Annotated in this window: 10 protein-coding genes, 2 tRNA genes and 3 rRNA genes; 7 read left to right on the top strand and 8 right to left on the bottom strand. The window is 52.3% G+C overall.

What is annotated here, in order from left to right; translation table 11 throughout:
- Positions 1 to 224: 224 nt before the first annotated feature.
- The 3 genes from emrA to H4F65_RS17705 all read left to right on the top strand — a co-directional run bounded on the left by emrA (position 225) and on the right by H4F65_RS17705 (position 4,343).
- Positions 225 to 1,400 carry a multidrug efflux MFS transporter periplasmic adaptor subunit EmrA gene (gene emrA / locus H4F65_RS17695; protein ID WP_010282662.1) on the top strand — a complete coding sequence of 392 codons (1,176 nt, stop codon included), beginning with the start codon at positions 225 to 227 and terminating at the stop codon, positions 1,398 to 1,400.
- 17 nt (positions 1,401 to 1,417) lie between these two features.
- Positions 1,418 to 2,953, top strand: coding sequence for a multidrug efflux MFS transporter permease subunit EmrB (gene emrB / locus H4F65_RS17700; RefSeq protein ID WP_010282664.1), 1,536 nt, complete (start codon positions 1,418 to 1,420; stop codon positions 2,951 to 2,953).
- Between the two features lie 205 nt (positions 2,954 to 3,158).
- Positions 3,159 to 4,343, top strand: a complete 1,185-nt coding sequence (locus tag H4F65_RS17705; RefSeq protein ID WP_010282666.1) for a NupC/NupG family nucleoside CNT transporter — start codon at positions 3,159 to 3,161, stop codon at positions 4,341 to 4,343.
- Between the two features lie 50 nt (positions 4,344 to 4,393).
- Here H4F65_RS17705 and H4F65_RS17710 read toward each other — a convergent pair whose 3' ends face one another.
- A complete protein-coding gene (locus H4F65_RS17710; RefSeq protein WP_010282668.1) occupies positions 4,394 to 4,828 on the bottom strand; it encodes a DUF3574 domain-containing protein in 435 nt (144 codons plus the stop codon).
- 69 nt (positions 4,829 to 4,897) lie between these two features.
- Positions 4,898 to 6,049, bottom strand: a complete 1,152-nt coding sequence (locus H4F65_RS17715; RefSeq protein WP_010282671.1) for a tRNA/rRNA methyltransferase — start codon at positions 6,047 to 6,049, stop codon at positions 4,898 to 4,900.
- A 249-nt stretch (positions 6,050 to 6,298) separates the two neighbouring features.
- Here H4F65_RS17715 and trxC point away from each other — a divergent pair, with 249 nt between their 5' ends.
- The 4 genes from trxC (at position 6,299) to pssA (ending at position 11,851) form a co-directional block, all read left to right on the top strand.
- Entirely contained in the window at positions 6,299 to 6,718 is a 420-nt protein-coding gene (gene trxC / locus H4F65_RS17720) for a thioredoxin TrxC (protein ID WP_010282674.1), read from the top strand.
- Between the two features lie 182 nt (positions 6,719 to 6,900).
- A complete protein-coding gene (locus H4F65_RS17725) occupies positions 6,901 to 7,614 on the top strand; it encodes a tRNA-uridine aminocarboxypropyltransferase (protein ID WP_010282677.1) in 714 nt (237 codons plus the stop codon).
- Between the two features lie 32 nt (positions 7,615 to 7,646).
- Positions 7,647 to 10,295, top strand: coding sequence for a bifunctional acetate--CoA ligase family protein/GNAT family N-acetyltransferase (locus tag H4F65_RS17730; protein ID WP_039320523.1), 2,649 nt, complete (start codon positions 7,647 to 7,649; stop codon positions 10,293 to 10,295).
- Between the two features lie 200 nt (positions 10,296 to 10,495).
- Positions 10,496 to 11,851: a CDP-diacylglycerol--serine O-phosphatidyltransferase gene (gene pssA, locus H4F65_RS17735; protein ID WP_010287554.1), complete on the top strand. Its 1,356-nt coding sequence runs from the start codon at positions 10,496 to 10,498 to the stop codon at positions 11,849 to 11,851.
- 108 nt (positions 11,852 to 11,959) lie between these two features.
- Here the strand turns inward: pssA and H4F65_RS17740 are convergent, their stop codons facing one another.
- The 6 genes from H4F65_RS17740 to H4F65_RS17765 form a co-directional block, all read right to left on the bottom strand.
- Positions 11,960 to 13,240, bottom strand: a complete 1,281-nt coding sequence (locus H4F65_RS17740; protein ID WP_039320520.1) for an MFS transporter — start codon at positions 13,238 to 13,240, stop codon at positions 11,960 to 11,962.
- Positions 13,241 to 13,541: 301 nt separating this feature from the next.
- Positions 13,542 to 13,657: ribosomal RNA gene (gene rrf / locus H4F65_RS17745) — 5S ribosomal RNA — on the bottom strand.
- Positions 13,658 to 13,694: 37 nt separating this feature from the next.
- A tRNA-Thr gene (locus tag H4F65_RS17750) sits at positions 13,695 to 13,770 on the bottom strand.
- 18 nt (positions 13,771 to 13,788) lie between these two features.
- A 5S ribosomal RNA gene (gene rrf, locus H4F65_RS17755) occupies positions 13,789 to 13,904 on the bottom strand.
- 137 nt (positions 13,905 to 14,041) lie between these two features.
- Positions 14,042 to 16,948: ribosomal RNA gene (locus H4F65_RS17760) — 23S ribosomal RNA — on the bottom strand.
- 227 nt (positions 16,949 to 17,175) lie between these two features.
- Positions 17,176 to 17,251, bottom strand: a tRNA-Glu gene (locus tag H4F65_RS17765).
- Between the last annotated feature and the right edge of the window lie 25 nt (positions 17,252 to 17,276).

Raw genomic sequence — 17,276 nt, forward strand, 5'->3', positions numbered from 1 at the left:
GACCCGATGCTTATGTATCGGGCGGGGGCGTTTTGCTGCGAAAAATAGGCATGACCTCTCCGCAACCGCGACATGCGGCTTAGCAAAACGGCAATCTCACGCTCCGGGCGGGCGGCCTTAAGCCTCCCGAGCCGCACAGCAAAATGAATTCATTGCGACTATCGCCAGACTGCTCTGTCTGGTGCGATAGCCGATACAAAGAAAATAAAAAGAGAGAGAAGAGCATGAGTGAAAGTGTGGAAAATCAGGTGCCACAGACGCCACAGAAAAACAAAAAACAGCAGCGCAAACGCGTGTTATCACTTCTGACGTTTATTTTCGTCGTGCTAGGCTGTGCCTGGCTGGTTTACTGGTTCCTGGTGCTCAGACATCACCAAAGCACCGACGATGCCTACGTCGCAGGCAATCAGATTCAGATCATGGCGCAGGTCAGCGGCAGCGTCACCCATGTTAACGTCGACAATACCGATTTTGTTAAGCAGGGACAGGTGCTGGTGGAGTTAGATCCGACCGATGCCCAGCAGGCGTTTGAACGCGCGAAAACCGGGCTGGCCAACAGCGTCCGCCAGACGCACCAGTTGATCATCAACAGTAAGCAGTATCAGGCCAATATTGAACTGCGCCAAACCGAGCTGAACAAGGCACAAAGTGACTTGAGCCGCCGGGAAGCACTCGGCAGCGCCAATGCTATCGGGCGTGAAGAAGTGCAGCATGCTCGTGATGCCGTCGCAACCGCTAAAGCCGCACTGGAAGTCGCCAGACAGCAATATCAGGCGAATCAGGCAATGATTCTGGATACGCCGCTTGAGAAGCAACCCGCCATACAGCAAGCCTCCGTAGAAATGCGCGATGCCTGGCTAGCGCTGCAGCGTACCAAGATCGTCAGCCCGATTGACGGCTATGTCTCACGCCGCAGCGTGCAGATTGGGGCGCGTATCTCTTCGACATCAGCGCTGATGGCCGTCGTTCCTGCCAATCACCTGTGGGTCGATGCGAACTTCAAAGAGACACAGTTAGCCAATATGCGTATCGGCCAACCGGCTACCGTGATCGCGGATATCTACGGTGACGACGTCGTGTATCAGGGAAAAGTGGTCGGTCTCGATATGGGTACCGGTAGCGCGTTCTCTCTGCTGCCTGCGCAGAACGCGACGGGCAACTGGATCAAGGTCGTGCAGCGCCTGCCCGTGCGTATTGAGATCGATCCGAAGCAAGTCGCCGAACATCCGTTGCGTATCGGTCTGTCCGCGCTGGTTAATGTCGATACTGCCAATACCGAAGGCAGCGCGTTAGCAGAAACCTCACGCACCACGCCGGCCTACCAAAGTGATGCGCTGACGTTAGATCTCACGCCTGTTAATCAGGAAATCAGCGCCATTATTCAGGCGAACGCCGGTTAAGCTGGCAGGAGAGAAACGTGCAGAGAGAACCGCTTAAAGGCGCGAGTCTGGCCTGGATGACCGTTGCTCTGTCGCTGGCAACGTTTATGCAGGTGCTGGACTCCACCATCGCCAACGTCGCTATTCCGACCATCGCCGGTAATCTGGGTGCGTCCAACTCACAGGGAACGTGGGTCATCACCTCGTTCGGGGTCGCCAACGCCATCTCTATTCCTATTACCGGCTGGCTGGCCAAACGGTTTGGGGAAGTCCGCCTCTTTCTGTGGTCAACGGCGCTCTTCGCCCTGACATCCTGGCTGTGCGGAATATCCACCAGCCTGGAAATGCTGATTTTCTCCCGCGTGTTGCAGGGGATTGTCGCCGGGCCGCTGATCCCGCTGTCACAGAGTCTGTTGCTCAGCAATTATCCCCCCGCCAAACGCAGTATCGCCTTGGCGCTGTGGTCCATGACCGTGGTCGTCGCGCCAATCTGTGGCCCGATTCTGGGCGGCTGGATTAGCGACAACTATCACTGGGGCTGGATATTCTTCATCAACGTTCCGTTGGGCATCGCCGTGGTATTTATTGCTATGCAAACGCTGCGCGGGCGAGAAACCAAAACCGAGATCAAACCCATCGATACCATCGGGCTGGCGTTGCTGGTTGTCGGCATCGGCAGCCTACAGATGATGCTCGACCGCGGAAAAGAGCTGGACTGGTTTAACTCGACGGAGATCATCACGCTAACCGTAGTGGCGGTGATTGCAATCGCGTTCCTGATTGTCTGGGAGCTAACGGACGACCACCCGGTGGTGGATTTGTCGCTGTTTAAGTCGCGCAACTTCACCATTGGCTGTCTGTGTATCAGCCTCGCCTACATGTTTTACTTCGGGGCGATCGTACTCTTGCCGCAGCTATTGCAGGAGGTGTATGGCTATACCGCCACCTGGGCGGGGCTGGCATCCGCACCCGTTGGGTTGATGCCAGTAGTGCTGTCGCCGATTATCGGTCGATTTGCTCCGCGTCTGGATATGCGCAAACTGGTGACGTTCAGCTTTATCATGTACGCCGTCTGTTTCTACTGGCGAGCGTATACCTTCGAGCCGGGCATGGATTTTGGCGCATCGGCCTGGCCGCAGTTCGTTCAGGGGTTTGCCGTCGCCTGCTTCTTCATGCCGCTGACGACCATCACGCTGTCTGGGCTGCCACCGGAGCGTTTGGCAGCAGCATCGAGTTTGTCGAACTTTACCCGAACGCTGGCGGGATCGATCGGGACATCGATTACCACCACGCTCTGGACACAGCGTGAATCGCTGCACCATGCGCATCTGACGGAATCTATCACACCGTATAATCCGATCGCGCAGGAAACGTACCAGCAGCTTCAGGCGATGGGAATGAGCCAAACGCAGGCCTCGGCCTACATCGCAGAGCAGATTACCGCACAGGGGCTGATTATCTCCGCCAACGAAATCTTCTGGGCGGCAGCCGCCGTATTTTTGGTTCTGCTGGTGCTGGTCTGGTTCGCTAAACCGCCCTTTACCACTGGCGGTGGAGGCGGTGGCGCGCACTAACTCGCCGTAAGCGTTCTTTCCCCTTCTGTCAGCAACGGGCCGAAGGGGAATTCTCTTTTCCCCTTCAACCGTCCCCTGATGACTCAAATACATATCCCCTTCTTATAGCGCTGTAGCGAATAAGGATTTACAGATTCGGGATAAACATATTTTCACATTCCGATTACAATGCGCCTCTTTTATTCGGGGATTAAGTGGTTCTTCTATGTCACAGGTTTTACATTTCATTTTGGCAACGGCAGCCATTTTTTTGCTGGCACTGCTCGTCAGTCACGACAGAAAACGCATCCGACTGCGCTTTATTGTGCAACTGCTGGTGATTGAAATTTTGCTGGCCTATTTCCTTTTGCATTCCAGTATCGGGCTTAACGCGATTAGCTCCTTTGCCGGGTTGTTTGAAAAGCTATTATCTTTCGCCAATCAAGGAACCGACTTTGTGTTTGGCGGGATGAACGCACAAGGGCTTTCCTTTATCTTCCTCAACGTGCTCTGCCCTATCGTCTTTATTTCCGCCCTGATCGGTATTTTGCAGCACTGGCGAATTTTGCCGCTGATTATCAAAGGCATCGGTACTCTGCTGTCTAAGGTCAACGGGATGGGGAAACTGGAGTCGTTTAACGCCGTGAGTACGCTGATGCTCGGGCAGTCAGAGAACTTTATCGTCTATAAAGGCATCATCGCTGACATGTCGCCACGGCGGATGTACACGATGGCAGCGACGGCAATGTCGACCGTGTCCATGTCGATCATCAGCGCCTACATGACCATGCTGGACGCCAAATATGTCGTCGCCGCGCTGATTCTGAATATGTTCAGCACCTTTATCATTCTGTCAATCATCAACCCTTATCAGCCTGACGACGAGCCAGAACTGAAGCTGGAAAAGCTGCATGAAGACCAAAGCTTCTTTGAAATGCTGGGGGAATACATTCTTGCCGGGTTTAAAGTGGCGATGATTATCATGGCGATGCTGATCGGCTTCGTGGCCTTGATTGCCGCCGTGAATGCGCTGTTCAGCACCGTCTTCGGCATTAGCTTCCAAGCGATTATGGGCTATGTCTTTTCACCGTTAGCCTGGCTGATCGGCATTCCGTCTTCCGATATTCTGAACGCGGGCAGCATCATGGCGACCAAGCTGGTGGCGAATGAATTCGTTGCCATGATCGAACTGAAGAAGATCGCGGCAGAGATGTCGACACGCGGCTTGGGCATTTTGTCCGTATTCCTGATTTCCTTCGCTAACTTCGCGTCAATCGGCATTATCGCGGGCGCAATCAAAGGACTGAATGAAGCGCAGGGCAACGTGGTATCACGCTTTGGCCTGAAGCTGGTTTATGGTTCTACGCTGGTGAGTTTACTGTCTGCGGCAGTAGCGGGACTGGTGCTGTAATATTTGTATATTGAAAATAATCAGCCCCTGAAAAGGGGCTGATGAAAAAATCAGAAAGCGACGCAGACGGGAGCATCAATCCGCATGACGGATTCCTGCGCGAAACGTGATTTGTAGATGGTACGCAGCGCTTCAATATCACGCTCTTTATCAGCACCGTGAATCAACATCAGCGCCTTGCTGTTCTCTCGGGCAACCACGCCATCGTTCCCTAGCCATTGTCCTTTGGCATCAAACACCGTCAGCCCTTCTTTAAAGCGTGGCGTAACGTCACCATCCAAAAACGCTTTCCATTCGGCCTCTGAAATCACTGGGCCAGCAGGACGGTTCAAACCAAAATAAAGCGTGGTCTGCACCTGCTTATCGCCAATCTGACACGCATCAGCGGCTGACGTAGCGGCAACGGACGAGTGCGGCAGCGAATGGCAACCGCTTACCAGCAATGTACCCAACAGCAACGATACCGCGATAACTTTCTGCTTCATCAATCGTCCTCTCATCCGTGGTGATACCGACTCAGGGAGCCAATTCTCCCTGAGCGTCGATGCGTGATATCAGGCCTGATTCTGTCGCCACCACTCGGACAGCAAAATGCCCGTTGCGACCGAAATATTCAGACTTTCAACTTTACCGGTGCCGCCGATAGAGACTTTTACGTCCCCCTGTTGCCAGGCGCTATCCGACAGACCATCACCTTCCTGACCCAGCACGATCACAGTTTTCGCCGGAAGCGTCGCTTGCGACAATGCCGTGCCTTTATGGCTGGAGGTGGTCACGATGGTGTAGCCTGCGTTACGGAACTCTGTCAGCACGGACAGGAAATCGTCAGCGTTAATCGCTTTAACGTGTTCCGCACCGCCTTCTGCCGTGCGCACGGCCGCGCCGGATTCCAGCAGCGCCGCATCTTGTACCAGCACACCTTTCACGCCGAAATGCGCGCAGCTACGCATAATGCCGCCGAGGTTGTGCGGGTTACCCACATCTTCCAGCGCCAGTACACAGTCTTGCTCGCCAGCCGTTTTCAGGTACTCACGCACATCCAGTCCCTGACGCTTTTTAATCAGGAAACAAACACCGCCGTGGTGCTCAGTGCCGGAAGCCTTAATCAGCTCGTCCTCTTCCACAACGTGGTAAGCCTTGCGGTTTGCCGCCATCCAGCGCAGTGCATCGCGGAAACGCGGCGTCACTTCTTGCAGGAACCAGGCACGAACGATCACTTCAGAGCGGTTTTTAAACAGCGCCTGACAGGCATTCTCACCGTAGACACGTGTTTCTTCCTGACGCTGGCGACGCAGTTGCTCAGGATCGATATGGCTCTTGCCAGCGATCCCGCCATGGTCCGGCGTTTCACTGTCACTTGGCGCACGAGACACGGTTTTCCACGGGGATTCATACCCTCCCGTCTCTTCACCGCGTGGACGACGCGGACGATCGCCACTACGTTCGTTACGATCTTTATTGCCCCACGGCGATTTCGCATTGCTATCGCCGTCGCGGGACGGATTTTCCCGGGCATAGCGCGGGTTAACGTCGCGCGGATGCTTCGGCTTTTCGCGTTGATCGCGAGAGCCACCGCCATCACGCCGATCGCCACGGCGATCTTTGTCAGTTGGGCGCTTGTTTTTATTCTCTTTCTCGCCCTCATCATCACTACGGACGTACATCACACGGACTTTGCCGCTTTTACTATTGAATGAATCGCTCATTGTTCTCTCCACCTACGCGCTGGGCGCGAAGATTACCTTATGTACACCCGCTTAGCCACACGCTTGTGGTAAAAGAGCGCTAACAGTCAGAAGCTATTGTAGCTATTGGGCAAACCACGTTGTTGCCATAATGTCTCCCCACCATAATTTATTCACGCTTAAGCAACATGCCGTTGACTTTCCAATGCCGCATTGCGCGCATTTTATCAGCGACATCTCTATTTTAGCCCTTTTATCTGAGGCCCTGTTATGAATACGGTATGTGGATCTTGCCAAACAACCAATCGCCTGCCAGAAGAGCGTGTTGATGACCATGCAAAGTGTGGTCGTTGCGGAGAAACCTTATTCAGCGGTGACGTTACCAATGCCACAGAAACGACGCTCGATAAGCTGTTACAGGACGATCTTCCCATCGTGATCGATTTCTGGGCGCCTTGGTGTGGCCCCTGCGTCAACTTTGCCCCGGTGTTTGAAAATGTCGCGCAAGAGCGTAGCGGGAAAGTCCGCTTTATTAAGGTCAATACCGAAGCCGAACCGGCGCTCAGCGCACGTTTCCGCATCCGCAGTATTCCAACCCTCATGATCTTTAAACAGGGCCAGATGGTCGACATTCTCAACGGCGCGCTGCCAAAAGCACAGTTCGAGAGCTGGCTGGACGAATCGCTGTAGAGAATTAGGGTAGGAGCGTAGGTATTATTGCCTCCTACCCTTTTGGTCAACCCGCCTGTCGATTAGAATGTCGCCTTTCTGAATCAGCTTCTCAATGATGAAAACGAAGCAGGTTCGTTGCAGAATCTCATGGCGTCATCTATTTCATGCTCAACCATCCTTTAATGGTCAACCGTCCCCTCATGGACAATGCCGTACTCCGTCTGCGCCAGCAACGTCTTGAGCAGTCAACCAAACCGTTCCGCGCCCGTGGCTGCCGCGTAGTACGCTGTCAGCAGTGTTTATTACCCGCAACTAACTGTCTGTGCCACACCATTCAGGCACAGCAATCTCGCAGCCGCGTCTGTCTGGTAATGTTTGATACCGAACCGTTAAAGCCAAGCAATACCGGACGCCTCATTGCCGATATTCTGCCCGAGACACAGGCGTTTCGCTGGTCACGCACCGAGCCCGATCCCAAGTTGCTTGCTGCCCTGCAAAACCCGGACGTTCAGCCGTATCTGGTTTTCCTTGCCGATGCCGCGGAAGAAGGACGTCAGGTGTTTCACCAGCTTCCCGCAACGGAAAAGCCCGCGCTATTTGTCTTACTCGATGGTACGTGGCCGGAAGCGCGTAAAATGTTCCGCAAAAGCCCTTATCTGGACAACCTGCCGATCCTGTCGCTGAATGTAGAGGCACTTTCCCGCTATCAACTGCGTGAAGCCAGTAGTGCAGGACAGCATTGTACCGCCGAAATTGCCATCGCCCTGCTCGCACAGGCGGGGGATATCGTCGCGGCCGACGCGCTATCACAGCATTTTGACCGTTTCCGGCGACACTATCTGGCTGGGAAATCACACCACAGCTTGCGGGAAAATTTACCCATCGTCACAGCACAAGCGGCAGAAAGCGTTTAGTATCAAAGGAGATTGATCTAAAGGAGTGACGCATGAGCCAGCGCGGATTGGAAGCACTGTTACGCCCTAAGTCTATCGCCGTTCTCGGCGCGTCAGAAAAACCGGGACGAGCCGGTTTTCTGATGATGAAAAATCTGCTGGACGGCCATTTCAGCGGTCCTGTGCTGCCTGTTACACCGAAATATCGTGCCGTTTGCGGCGTACTGGCCTACCCGACGGTCGCCAGCCTGCCGATGACGCCCGATCTTGCCGTGATTTGCACCAACGCCAGCCGTAATCTGACGCTGTTAGAAGAACTGGGACAGAAAGGCTGCAAAACCGTCATCATCCTCTCCGCGCCGCCGACCCAGTTCAGCGAATTAAAGGCCTGCGCCGTGCGCTATCACATGCGCCTGCTTGGCCCCAACAGCCTCGGGTTACTCGCTCCCTGGCAAGGCCTGAATGCCAGTTTCTCCCCAGTCCCGATTATGAAAGGCAAATTGGCATTTATTTCGCAGTCGGCCGCCGTGTCCAACACCATACTGGACTGGGCACAGCAGCGCGGTATTGGCTTTTCCTATTTCATCGCTCTGGGCGACAGCCTGGATATCGATGTCGACGACCTGTTAGATTTTCTGGCACGCGATGGTAAAACCAGTGCGATTCTGCTGCATCTGGAACATATCAGCGATGCGCGCCGCTTTCTTTCTGCCTCCCGTAGCGCATCCCGAAATAAACCGATACTGGTGATAAAAAGCGGGCGCAGCCAGCAGGCACAGCAACTGTTGAATGACCAGCGCCACGGTCTGGATGCCGCCTACGACGCAGCAATTCAACGCGCAGGCTTACTGCGGGTACGGGATACGCATGAGCTTTTTTCTGCAGTGGAAACGTTAAGCCACCTGCGGCCGCTGCGCGGTGAACGTTTGATGCTGGTGAGCAACGGTGCGTCGCCCGCCGCACAGGCACTGGATCAGCTCCTCAGCCGACAAGGCAAGCTCGCCCAACTCAGCGAGGCAACCCGACAAGCGCTACAGGAAGCGCTGCCGCCAACCGTCATTATCGGTAATCCACTCGATCTGCGTGATGACGCAACCGCAGCCCGCTATCAGACAGCGGTTTCGGTATTACTGGACAGCGATGAAGTCGATGCACTCTTAATCATTCACGCGCCCAGCGCCGCTGCTCCGAGTACAGATAGCGCTGCGCAATTGATTACGCTCTTCCAACAGCATCCGCGTGGGAAGAGAATTACGCTGCTGACCAACTGGTGCGGTGAATTCTCCTCTCAGGAAGCGCGACGCTTGTTTAACGATGCAGGCATTCCGACCTATCGCACGCCGGAAGGCGCGGTTACGGCATTTATGCATATCGTCGAATATCGGCGTAATCAGAAACAGCTAAAGGAAACCCCGGCGCTGCCGCTGAATTTAGGCATCAACGCCAGTCAGGCACATGCGCTGATTCATCAGGCGCTGTCAGACGGCGTGACGCAACTCGATACGCATGAAGTTCAGCCCATCCTGCAAGCCTACGGTTTGGATACGTTACCCACCTGGATCGCGGGCGACAGCGCAGAAACCGTCCATATCGCCGAACAAATTGGCTACCCAGTCGCGATTAAGCTGAGATCGCCCGATATTCCGCATAAATCGGAAGTTCAGGGCGTCATGCTGTACCTGAGAACCGCCAGAGAAGTCCAGCAGGCGGCAGAGGCTATTCTTGACCGAGTGAAACGCACCTACCCACAGGCACGCATTTACGGTCTGCTCGTGCAGAGCATGGCAAATCGCGCTGGTGCGCAGGAGCTTAGGATTGCCGTCGAGCAGGATCCCGTTTTCGGACCGCTGATTATGCTAGGAGAAGGCGGCGTTGAGTGGCGAGAAAAACAGGCCGCCGTCGCCCTGCCTCCGCTGAATATGACGCTGGCCCGCTATTTGGTGCTGCAAGCGGTGAAAGGCGGCAAGATTCGGGAATACAGCGCGCTGCGTCCGCTGGACATTCCCGCGCTCAGCCGCTTGCTGGTTCAGGTATCCAACCTGATTCTCGACTGCCCTGAAATTTCCCGGTTAGACATTCATCCTCTGCTGGCATCCGGGGACACCTTTACGCTGCTGGATGTCACGCTACATCTGACGCCGTTCAGTGGCGATCCGCAGTCAAGGCTGGCAATCCGCCCTTATCCACACGAGCTGGAAGAAACGGTTACCCTCAAAAATGGTGATAGCTGTCTGTTTCGGCCAATTTTGCCGGAAGATGAACCGCTGCTCAGTTCGTTCATTGCAAGAGTGACGAAAGAAGACCTGTATTACCGTTATTTCAGCGAAATTAATGAATTTACTCACGAAGACTTAGCCAATATGACACAAATTGACTACGATCGTGAGATGGCATTCGTTGCCGTGCGCCAGCTCGGTGAGGAGACTGAGATTATTGGCGTGACGCGTGCGATTTCCGATCCGGATAATACGGATGCAGAATTTGCCGTGCTAGTGCGATCCGATCTAAAAGGGCTGGGCCTTGGCAGACGCCTGTTGGAAAAGCTGATTGATTACGCCAAAGCGCATGGTCTCTCCCGCTTGACCGGCATCACCATGCCGCATAATCAAGGCATGATCCAGCTGTCCAAAAAGCTCGGTTTTCACATTGACGTACAATTAGAAGAGGGAATTGTGACGCTGGAATTGCCACTGAAGAATTGATAGCAAGACGTGACATGACTCTTGCAACGGGAATTGTGATACCGATTCAATGGCAAAACAGACTCACAACAGCTGGAAAGTAATGGTATTATCGCCCATTCGGCTACTCCTTAACTTTTGATAATGACCAGAAGGTCATATACCCTAATGCAGCTCGACGTATGGTGGGTATAAACTGATGAGAGAAGAAACGCACTGTGATGCTGTCAAATTTTAAACGCAATAAATACCAACAGCACCTTGCACAACTGCCCAGAATTCCCCAGAACGCAGATGATGTTCAGACGTTGCATTCGCCTGAACTTTTCCGCACGACGCTGATCAACGCCATTTTGAGTGCTAAAAAACGCATCTATATCGTGGCGTTATATCTTGAGCGCGATGATGGCGGGATGGGAGTTCTATCCGCAATTTATGAAGCCAAACGGCAGTGCCCAGAGCTGGATGTCCGCGTTCTAGTAGACTGGCATCGTGCTCAGCGCGGCAGGATCGGCGCAGCAGCAGAAAATACCAATGCCGACTGGTATTGCGATATGGCGAAAAAACATCCAGACACGCATTTCCCTATCTATGGTATTCCGGTCAACACACGCGAAGCATTGGGCGTGCTGCACCTGAAAGGATTTGTTGTCGATGACACGGTCATCTACAGCGGGGCCAGCCTGAATGATGTTTATCTGCACCAACATCAGAAATACCGTTATGACCGCTATCAGCTAATTCATAACCCGGTATTGGCCGATACGATGGTGCAATATATCCAGACCATGCTGACAGCTCCGGCAGTACAGCGATTGGATCATACCGATCGCCCGAAAAGTCTGGAAATAAAAAATGATATCAAGCAGTTCCGCCAGACGTTACGTACTGCCAATTATCAAGCTCCGGAACACAGCACGGACGCGAACGAATTAACCGTCACGCCACTGGTCGGGTTAGGAAAACAAAGCCCGCTGAATAAGACCATACATCACCTGATGTATTGCGCTGATGAGCATGTGGTTATCTGCACCCCGTATTTCAACCTGCCAGCGTTGCTGGTGAGAAATATCATTCGGCTATTGCGAGACGGTAAAAAAATAGAAATTATTATCGGTGATAAGACCGCTAACGACTTCTATATTCCAGAAGATCAGCCTTTCAAAATCATCGGCGCGTTACCGTATCTCTATGAGATAAACCTTCGCCGTTTCCTGAGCCGGCTGGAGCGCTACATTGAGAATCAGCAGCTTGTTGTGCGGCTATGGAAAGACGGTGACAATAGCTTCCACTTGAAAGGCATGTGGGTAGATGACAAGTGGCAACTGTTGACGGGAAATAACCTTAACCCACGCGCATGGCGTCTGGATCTGGAAAATGCCATCCTGATTCACGATCCTCAGAAGGTTCTATTGCAACAACGTCTGGACGAGTTGGACACGATCAGGACGCATACTCACGTCGTACAAAGCTATACGGAACTGGAGAGCATTGCGCAATATCCAGTGAAAGTCCGCAAACTGATACGACGTTTGCGCCGTATTCGTATCGATCGGCTCATCAGTCGTATTCTCTAAGACCCGAGATCTGCTTTAAAAAAACCTCGGAAGCCGAGGTTTTTTATTGTCATTTGGGAACCTGGCCGGTGCAACTACCGGCTAGGTGTTATGGCAGCGGTCGGAAAACTAAAGCTTCATTCCCTTGCCTCTGCGATGTAGCGTCAATGACACAATAAACGCAATTGCTCCCATCACTGATACATACCAAAAGAAAGCCGTTTCCATACCAAACGATTTCAGCGAAAGTGCAACATACTCAGCCGAACCACCAAAGAGTGCATTAGCAACCGCATAAGATAAGCCGACGCCCAACGCCCGGACTTCAGGCGGGAACATCTCTGCTTTTAAAATCCCGCTGATAGACGTGTAGAAACTAACAATAATCAGTGAAAGCATCACCAACGAGAAAGCAATGATAGGGCTAGTTACACTCTGCAGTATCGTCAGAATTGGAACCGTCAGCAATGCCGCAAGCCCGCCGAAACAGAGCATGGAGCTACGACGGCCAATCTTATCCGACAGCGCGCCAAAGAACGGCTGTAGCAGCATAAAAATAAACAGTGCGAGGGTCATTAACCCGCTAGCCGTTTTCGCATCCATTCCTGCTGTATTCACCAGATACTTTTGCATGTAAGTGGTAAACGTATAAAAAGCTAAAGAACCACCGGCCGTAAAACCCAGTACGGTAATAAAGGCGCGGCGATGTTTCCACAAACCCGCAAGTGAGCCAGCATCTTTATGTCCGCGAGTCGTTTTATCAGACGTTTCATTCAAAGAGCGACGTAAATAAAGCGCGACAATCGCTAAAATAGCGCCGAGAGCAAAAGGAATACGCCATCCCCACGCCCGCAAATCTTCATCACTCAGTATCTGTTGTAATATCACAACGACTAACAGCGCCAGCAGTTGGCCGCCAATCAGCGTGACATACTGGAAAGAAGCATAGAATCCTTTCCGTCCCTCAACGGCAACTTCACTCATATACGTTGCGCTAGTGCCGTATTCTCCACCGACAGAAAGTCCCTGAAATAAGCGGGCTAATAACAGTAAAAAGGGAGCCCAGGTGCCAATGGTTTCATATCCTGGTAAACATGCAATAACCAGAGATCCAAAGCACATCATGCAAACCGAAATTAGCATTGAATTTTTACGACCATGCTTGTCTGCAATGTAACCGAAAAGCCAACCGCCTATCGGTCTCATTAAAAAGCCTGCTGCAAAAACCCCTGCGGTTTGTAGTAATTGAGTGGTGGTATTTCCCGAAGGGAAAAAGATATGGGCAAAATAGATTGAGCAAAAGGAATAAACATAAAAATCAAACCACTCAACCAAATTACCCGATGAAGCGCCAACTATAGCTCGGATACGTTGACGCGTATCTTTCGCATTTTCCGTTAGATCAGTCATCTTATTTTATTCTCCTGTTTTTCCGGGCACAAAACGATGCCCGCTATAGTAAAGCTGCACTTAAACCCAGAGGCAACAAGTTCCTGATTGTAATAATTTATTAATGTAACAACGCAAACAGTGCTTTTATTACCCTTAACTGAAACACGGATAAATAAAACAGCACAAACAGGTCGTTATTATGAGGTGGGTTAATAAGAAGATAAGCGAGTCTATTCAGGTAAAAAGAAGTGTTAACTATCCTGAAAGAGAAATAAATAAAAGGCCATCCTGTTAAGGATGGCCTTTTATCTTAATTGAAACCTGGCAGTTCCCTACTCTCACATGGGGAAGCCCCACACTACCATCGGCGCTACGGCGTTTCACTTCTGAGTTCGGCATGGGGTCAGGTGGGACCACCGCGCTATCGCCGCCAGGTAAATTCTTTTTTAAGCCGAACATTAACCCAAATAACTGGTGCTGATACCCAGAGTCGAACTGGGGACCTCACCCTTACCAAGGGTGCGCTCTACCAACTGAGCCATATCAGCGCACCTGTATAATTTGATGCCTGGCAGTTCCCTACTCTCACATGGGGAAGCCCCACACTACCATCGGCGCTACGGCGTTTCACTTCTGAGTTCGGCATGGGGTCAGGTGGGACCACCGCGCTATCGCCGCCAGGCAAATTCTGTTTCATTCCAGCCGTTACTGTGCTGACTTTCTCTCTCTTGTCATCACGTAACCACCAGAACCAATCTCTGAACAAGCTGAACATCGTTCTTATATGAGTCTTTCATCACAAAACACCTTCGGTGTTGTAAGGTTAAGCCTCTCGGGTCATTAGTACTGGTTAGCTCAACGTATCGCTACGCTTACACACCCAGCCTATCTACGTCGTCGTCTTCAACGGCCCTTCAGGGGCATCTAGTGCCCAGGGAAGACTCATCTCGAGGCAAGTTTCCCGCTTAGATGCTTTCAGCGGTTATCTCTTCCGCACTTAGCTACCGGGCAATGCAATTGGCATCACAACCCGTACACCAGTGGTGCGTTCACTCCGGTCCTCTCGTACTAGGAGCAACCCCTCTCAATCTTCCAACGCCCACGGCAGATAGGGACCGAACTGTCTCACGACGTTCTAAACCCAGCTCGCGTACCACTTTAAATGGCGAACAGCCATACCCTTGGGACCTACTTCAGCCCCAGGATGTGATGAGCCGACATCGAGGTGCCAAACACCGCCGTCGATATGAACTCTTGGGCGGTATCAGCCTGTTATCCCCGGAGTACCTTTTATCCGTTGAGCGATGGCCCTTCCATTCAGAACCACCGGATCACTAAGACCTGCTTTCGCACCTGCTCGAGCTGTCACTCTCGCAGTCAAGCTAGCTTATGCCTTTGCACTAACCTCCTGATGTCCGACCAGGATTAGCTAACCTTCGTGCTCCTCCGTTACGCTTTGGGAGGAGACCGCCCCAGTCAAACTACCCACCAGACACTGTCCGCAACCCGGATCACGGGTCCACGTTAGAACATCAAACATTAAAGGGTGGTATTTCAAGGTTGGCTCCATGCAGACTGGCGTCCACACTTCAAAGCCTCCCACCTATCCTACACATCAAGGCTCAAGGTTCAGTGTCAAGCTATAGTAAAGGTTCACGGGGTCTTTCCGTCTTGCCGCGGGTACACTGCATCTTCACAGCGAGTTCAATTTCACTGAGTCTCGGGTGGAGACAGCCTGGCCATCATTACGCCATTCGTGCAGGTCGGAACTTACCCGACAAGGAATTTCGCTACCTTAGGACCGTTATAGTTACGGCCGCCGTTTACCGGGGCTTCGATCAAGAGCTTCGCCTTGCGGCTGACCCCATCAATTAACCTTCCGGCACCGGGCAGGCGTCACACCGTATACGTCCACTTTCGTGTTTGCACAGTGCTGTGTTTTTATTAAACAGTTGCAGCCAGCTGGTATCTTCGACTGATTTCAGCTCCATGAGCAAGTCACTTCACTTACCATCAGCGTGCCTTCTCCCGAAGTTACGGCACCATTTTGCCTAGTTCCTTCACCCGAGTTCTCTCAAGCGCCTGAGTATTCTCTACCTGACCACCTGTGTCGGTTTGGGGTACGATTTGATGTTACCTGGAGCTTAGAGGCTTTTCCTGGAAGCGTAGCATCGGTTACTTCATCACCGTAGTGACTCGTCATCACGCCTCAGTGTTAACGATGACCCGGATTTACCAAAGTCATCCACCTTCACGCTTAAACCGGGACAACCGTCGCCCGGATAACCTAGCTTTCTCCGTCCCCCCTTCGCAGTAACACCGAGTACAGGAATATTAACCTGTTTCCCATCGACTACGCTTTTCAGCCTCGCCTTAGGGGTCGACTCACCCTGCCCCGATTAACGTTGGACAGGAACCCTTGGTCTTCCGGCGTGCGGGTTTTTCACCCGCATTATCGTTACTTATGTCAGCATTCGCACTTCTGATACCTCCAGCAGCCCTCACAGGCCACCTTCGCAGGCTTACAGAACGCTCCCCTACCCAACAACACCTAAGTGTCGCTGCCGCAGCTTCGGTGCATGGTTTAGCCCCGTTACATCTTCCGCGCAGGCCGACTCGACCAGTGAGCTATTACGCTTTCTTTAAATGATGGCTGCTTCTAAGCCAACATCCTGGCTGTCTGTGCCTTCCCACATCGTTTCCCACTTAACCATGACTTTGGGACCTTAGCTGGCGGTCTGGGTTGTTTCCCTCTTCACGACGAACGTTAGCACCCGCCGTGTGTCTCCCGTGATAACATTCTTCGGTATTCGTAGTTTGCATCGGGTTGGTAAGTCGGGATGACCCCCTAGCCGAAACAGTGCTCTACCCCCGAAGATGAGTTCACGAGGCGCTACCTAAATAGCTTTCGGGGAGAACCAGCTATCTCCCGGTTTGATTGGCCTTTCACCCCCAGCCACAAGTCATCCGCTAATTTTTCAACATTAGTCGGTTCGGTCCTCCAGTTAGTGTTACCCAACCTTCAACCTGCCCATGGCTAGATCACCGGGTTTCGGGTCTATACCCTGCAACTTAACGCCCAGTTAAGACTCGGTTTCCCTGCGGCTCCCCTATACGGTTAACCTTGCTACAGAATATAAGTCGCTGACCCATTATACAAAAGGTACGCAGTCACCTAACAAGTAGGCTCCCACTGCTTGTACGTACACGGTTTCAGGTTCTATTTCACTCCCCTCGCCGGGGTTCTTTTCGCCTTTCCCTCACGGTACTGGTTCACTATCGGTCAGTCAGGAGTATTTAGCCTTGGAGGATGGTCCCCCCATATTCAGACAGGATGTCACGTGTCCCGCCCTACTCATCGAACTCACAGCTTGTGCATTTTTGTGTACGGGACTATCACCCTTTACTGTGCGACTTTCCAGACGCTTCCACTAACACACAAACTGATTCAGGTTCTGGGCTCCTCCCCGTTCGCTCGCCGCTACTGGGGGAATCTCGGTTGATTTCTTTTCCTCGGGGTACTGAGATGTTTCAGTTCCCCCGGTTCGCCTCATGACACTATGTATTCATGTCATGATAGTGTGTCGAAACACACTGGGTTTCCCCATTCGGGTATCGTCGGGTATAACGCTTCATATCAGCTTACCGACGCTTATCGCAGATTAGCACGCCCTTCATCGCCTCTGACTGCCTAGGCATCCACCGTGTACGCTTAGTCGCTTAACCTCACAACCCGAAGATGTTTCGATTGATTCATCATCGCGCTGCGATTATTTGAGAGACTCATTGACAGGCTGATTCATCATGACCCGCCCGAAGGCAGTCATCAATGTTCAGCTGTCATGTTTCAATTTTCAGCTTGTTCCAGATTGTTAAAGAGCAATATCGTAAACATGACTCCGAAGAATCATCTTTAAGATATTCGTGATAATGTCTTTCACTCATTATCGGATTGGCGTCCCCAAGGGGATTCGAACCCCTGTTACAGCCGTGAAAGGGCAGTGTCCTAGGCCTCTAGACGATGGGGACACGAAAAATCCGCACCAGGTCATAA

The sequence above is a fragment of the Pectobacterium brasiliense genome, assembly GCF_016950255.1.
Taxonomy (GTDB): domain Bacteria; phylum Pseudomonadota; class Gammaproteobacteria; order Enterobacterales; family Enterobacteriaceae; genus Pectobacterium; species Pectobacterium brasiliense.

Excerpts from the sequence above, each read along its gene's own strand:
- pssA (WP_010287554.1), top strand. The coding sequence starts at position 10,496 with ATGCTGTCAAATTTTAAACGCAATAAATACCAACAGCACCTTGCACAA.
- emrA (WP_010282662.1), top strand. The coding sequence starts at position 225 with ATGAGTGAAAGTGTGGAAAATCAGGTGCCACAGACGCCACAGAAAAAC.
- H4F65_RS17740 (WP_039320520.1), bottom strand. The coding sequence starts at position 13,240 with ATGACTGATCTAACGGAAAATGCGAAAGATACGCGTCAACGTATCCGA.
- trxC (WP_010282674.1), top strand. The coding sequence starts at position 6,299 with ATGAATACGGTATGTGGATCTTGCCAAACAACCAATCGCCTGCCAGAA.
- H4F65_RS17730 (WP_039320523.1), top strand. The coding sequence starts at position 7,647 with ATGAGCCAGCGCGGATTGGAAGCACTGTTACGCCCTAAGTCTATCGCC.
- H4F65_RS17710 (WP_010282668.1), bottom strand. The coding sequence starts at position 4,828 with ATGAAGCAGAAAGTTATCGCGGTATCGTTGCTGTTGGGTACATTGCTG.
- H4F65_RS17715 (WP_010282671.1), bottom strand. The coding sequence starts at position 6,049 with ATGAGCGATTCATTCAATAGTAAAAGCGGCAAAGTCCGTGTGATGTAC.
- H4F65_RS17705 (WP_010282666.1), top strand. The coding sequence starts at position 3,159 with ATGTCACAGGTTTTACATTTCATTTTGGCAACGGCAGCCATTTTTTTG.
- H4F65_RS17725 (WP_010282677.1), top strand. The coding sequence starts at position 6,901 with ATGGACAATGCCGTACTCCGTCTGCGCCAGCAACGTCTTGAGCAGTCA.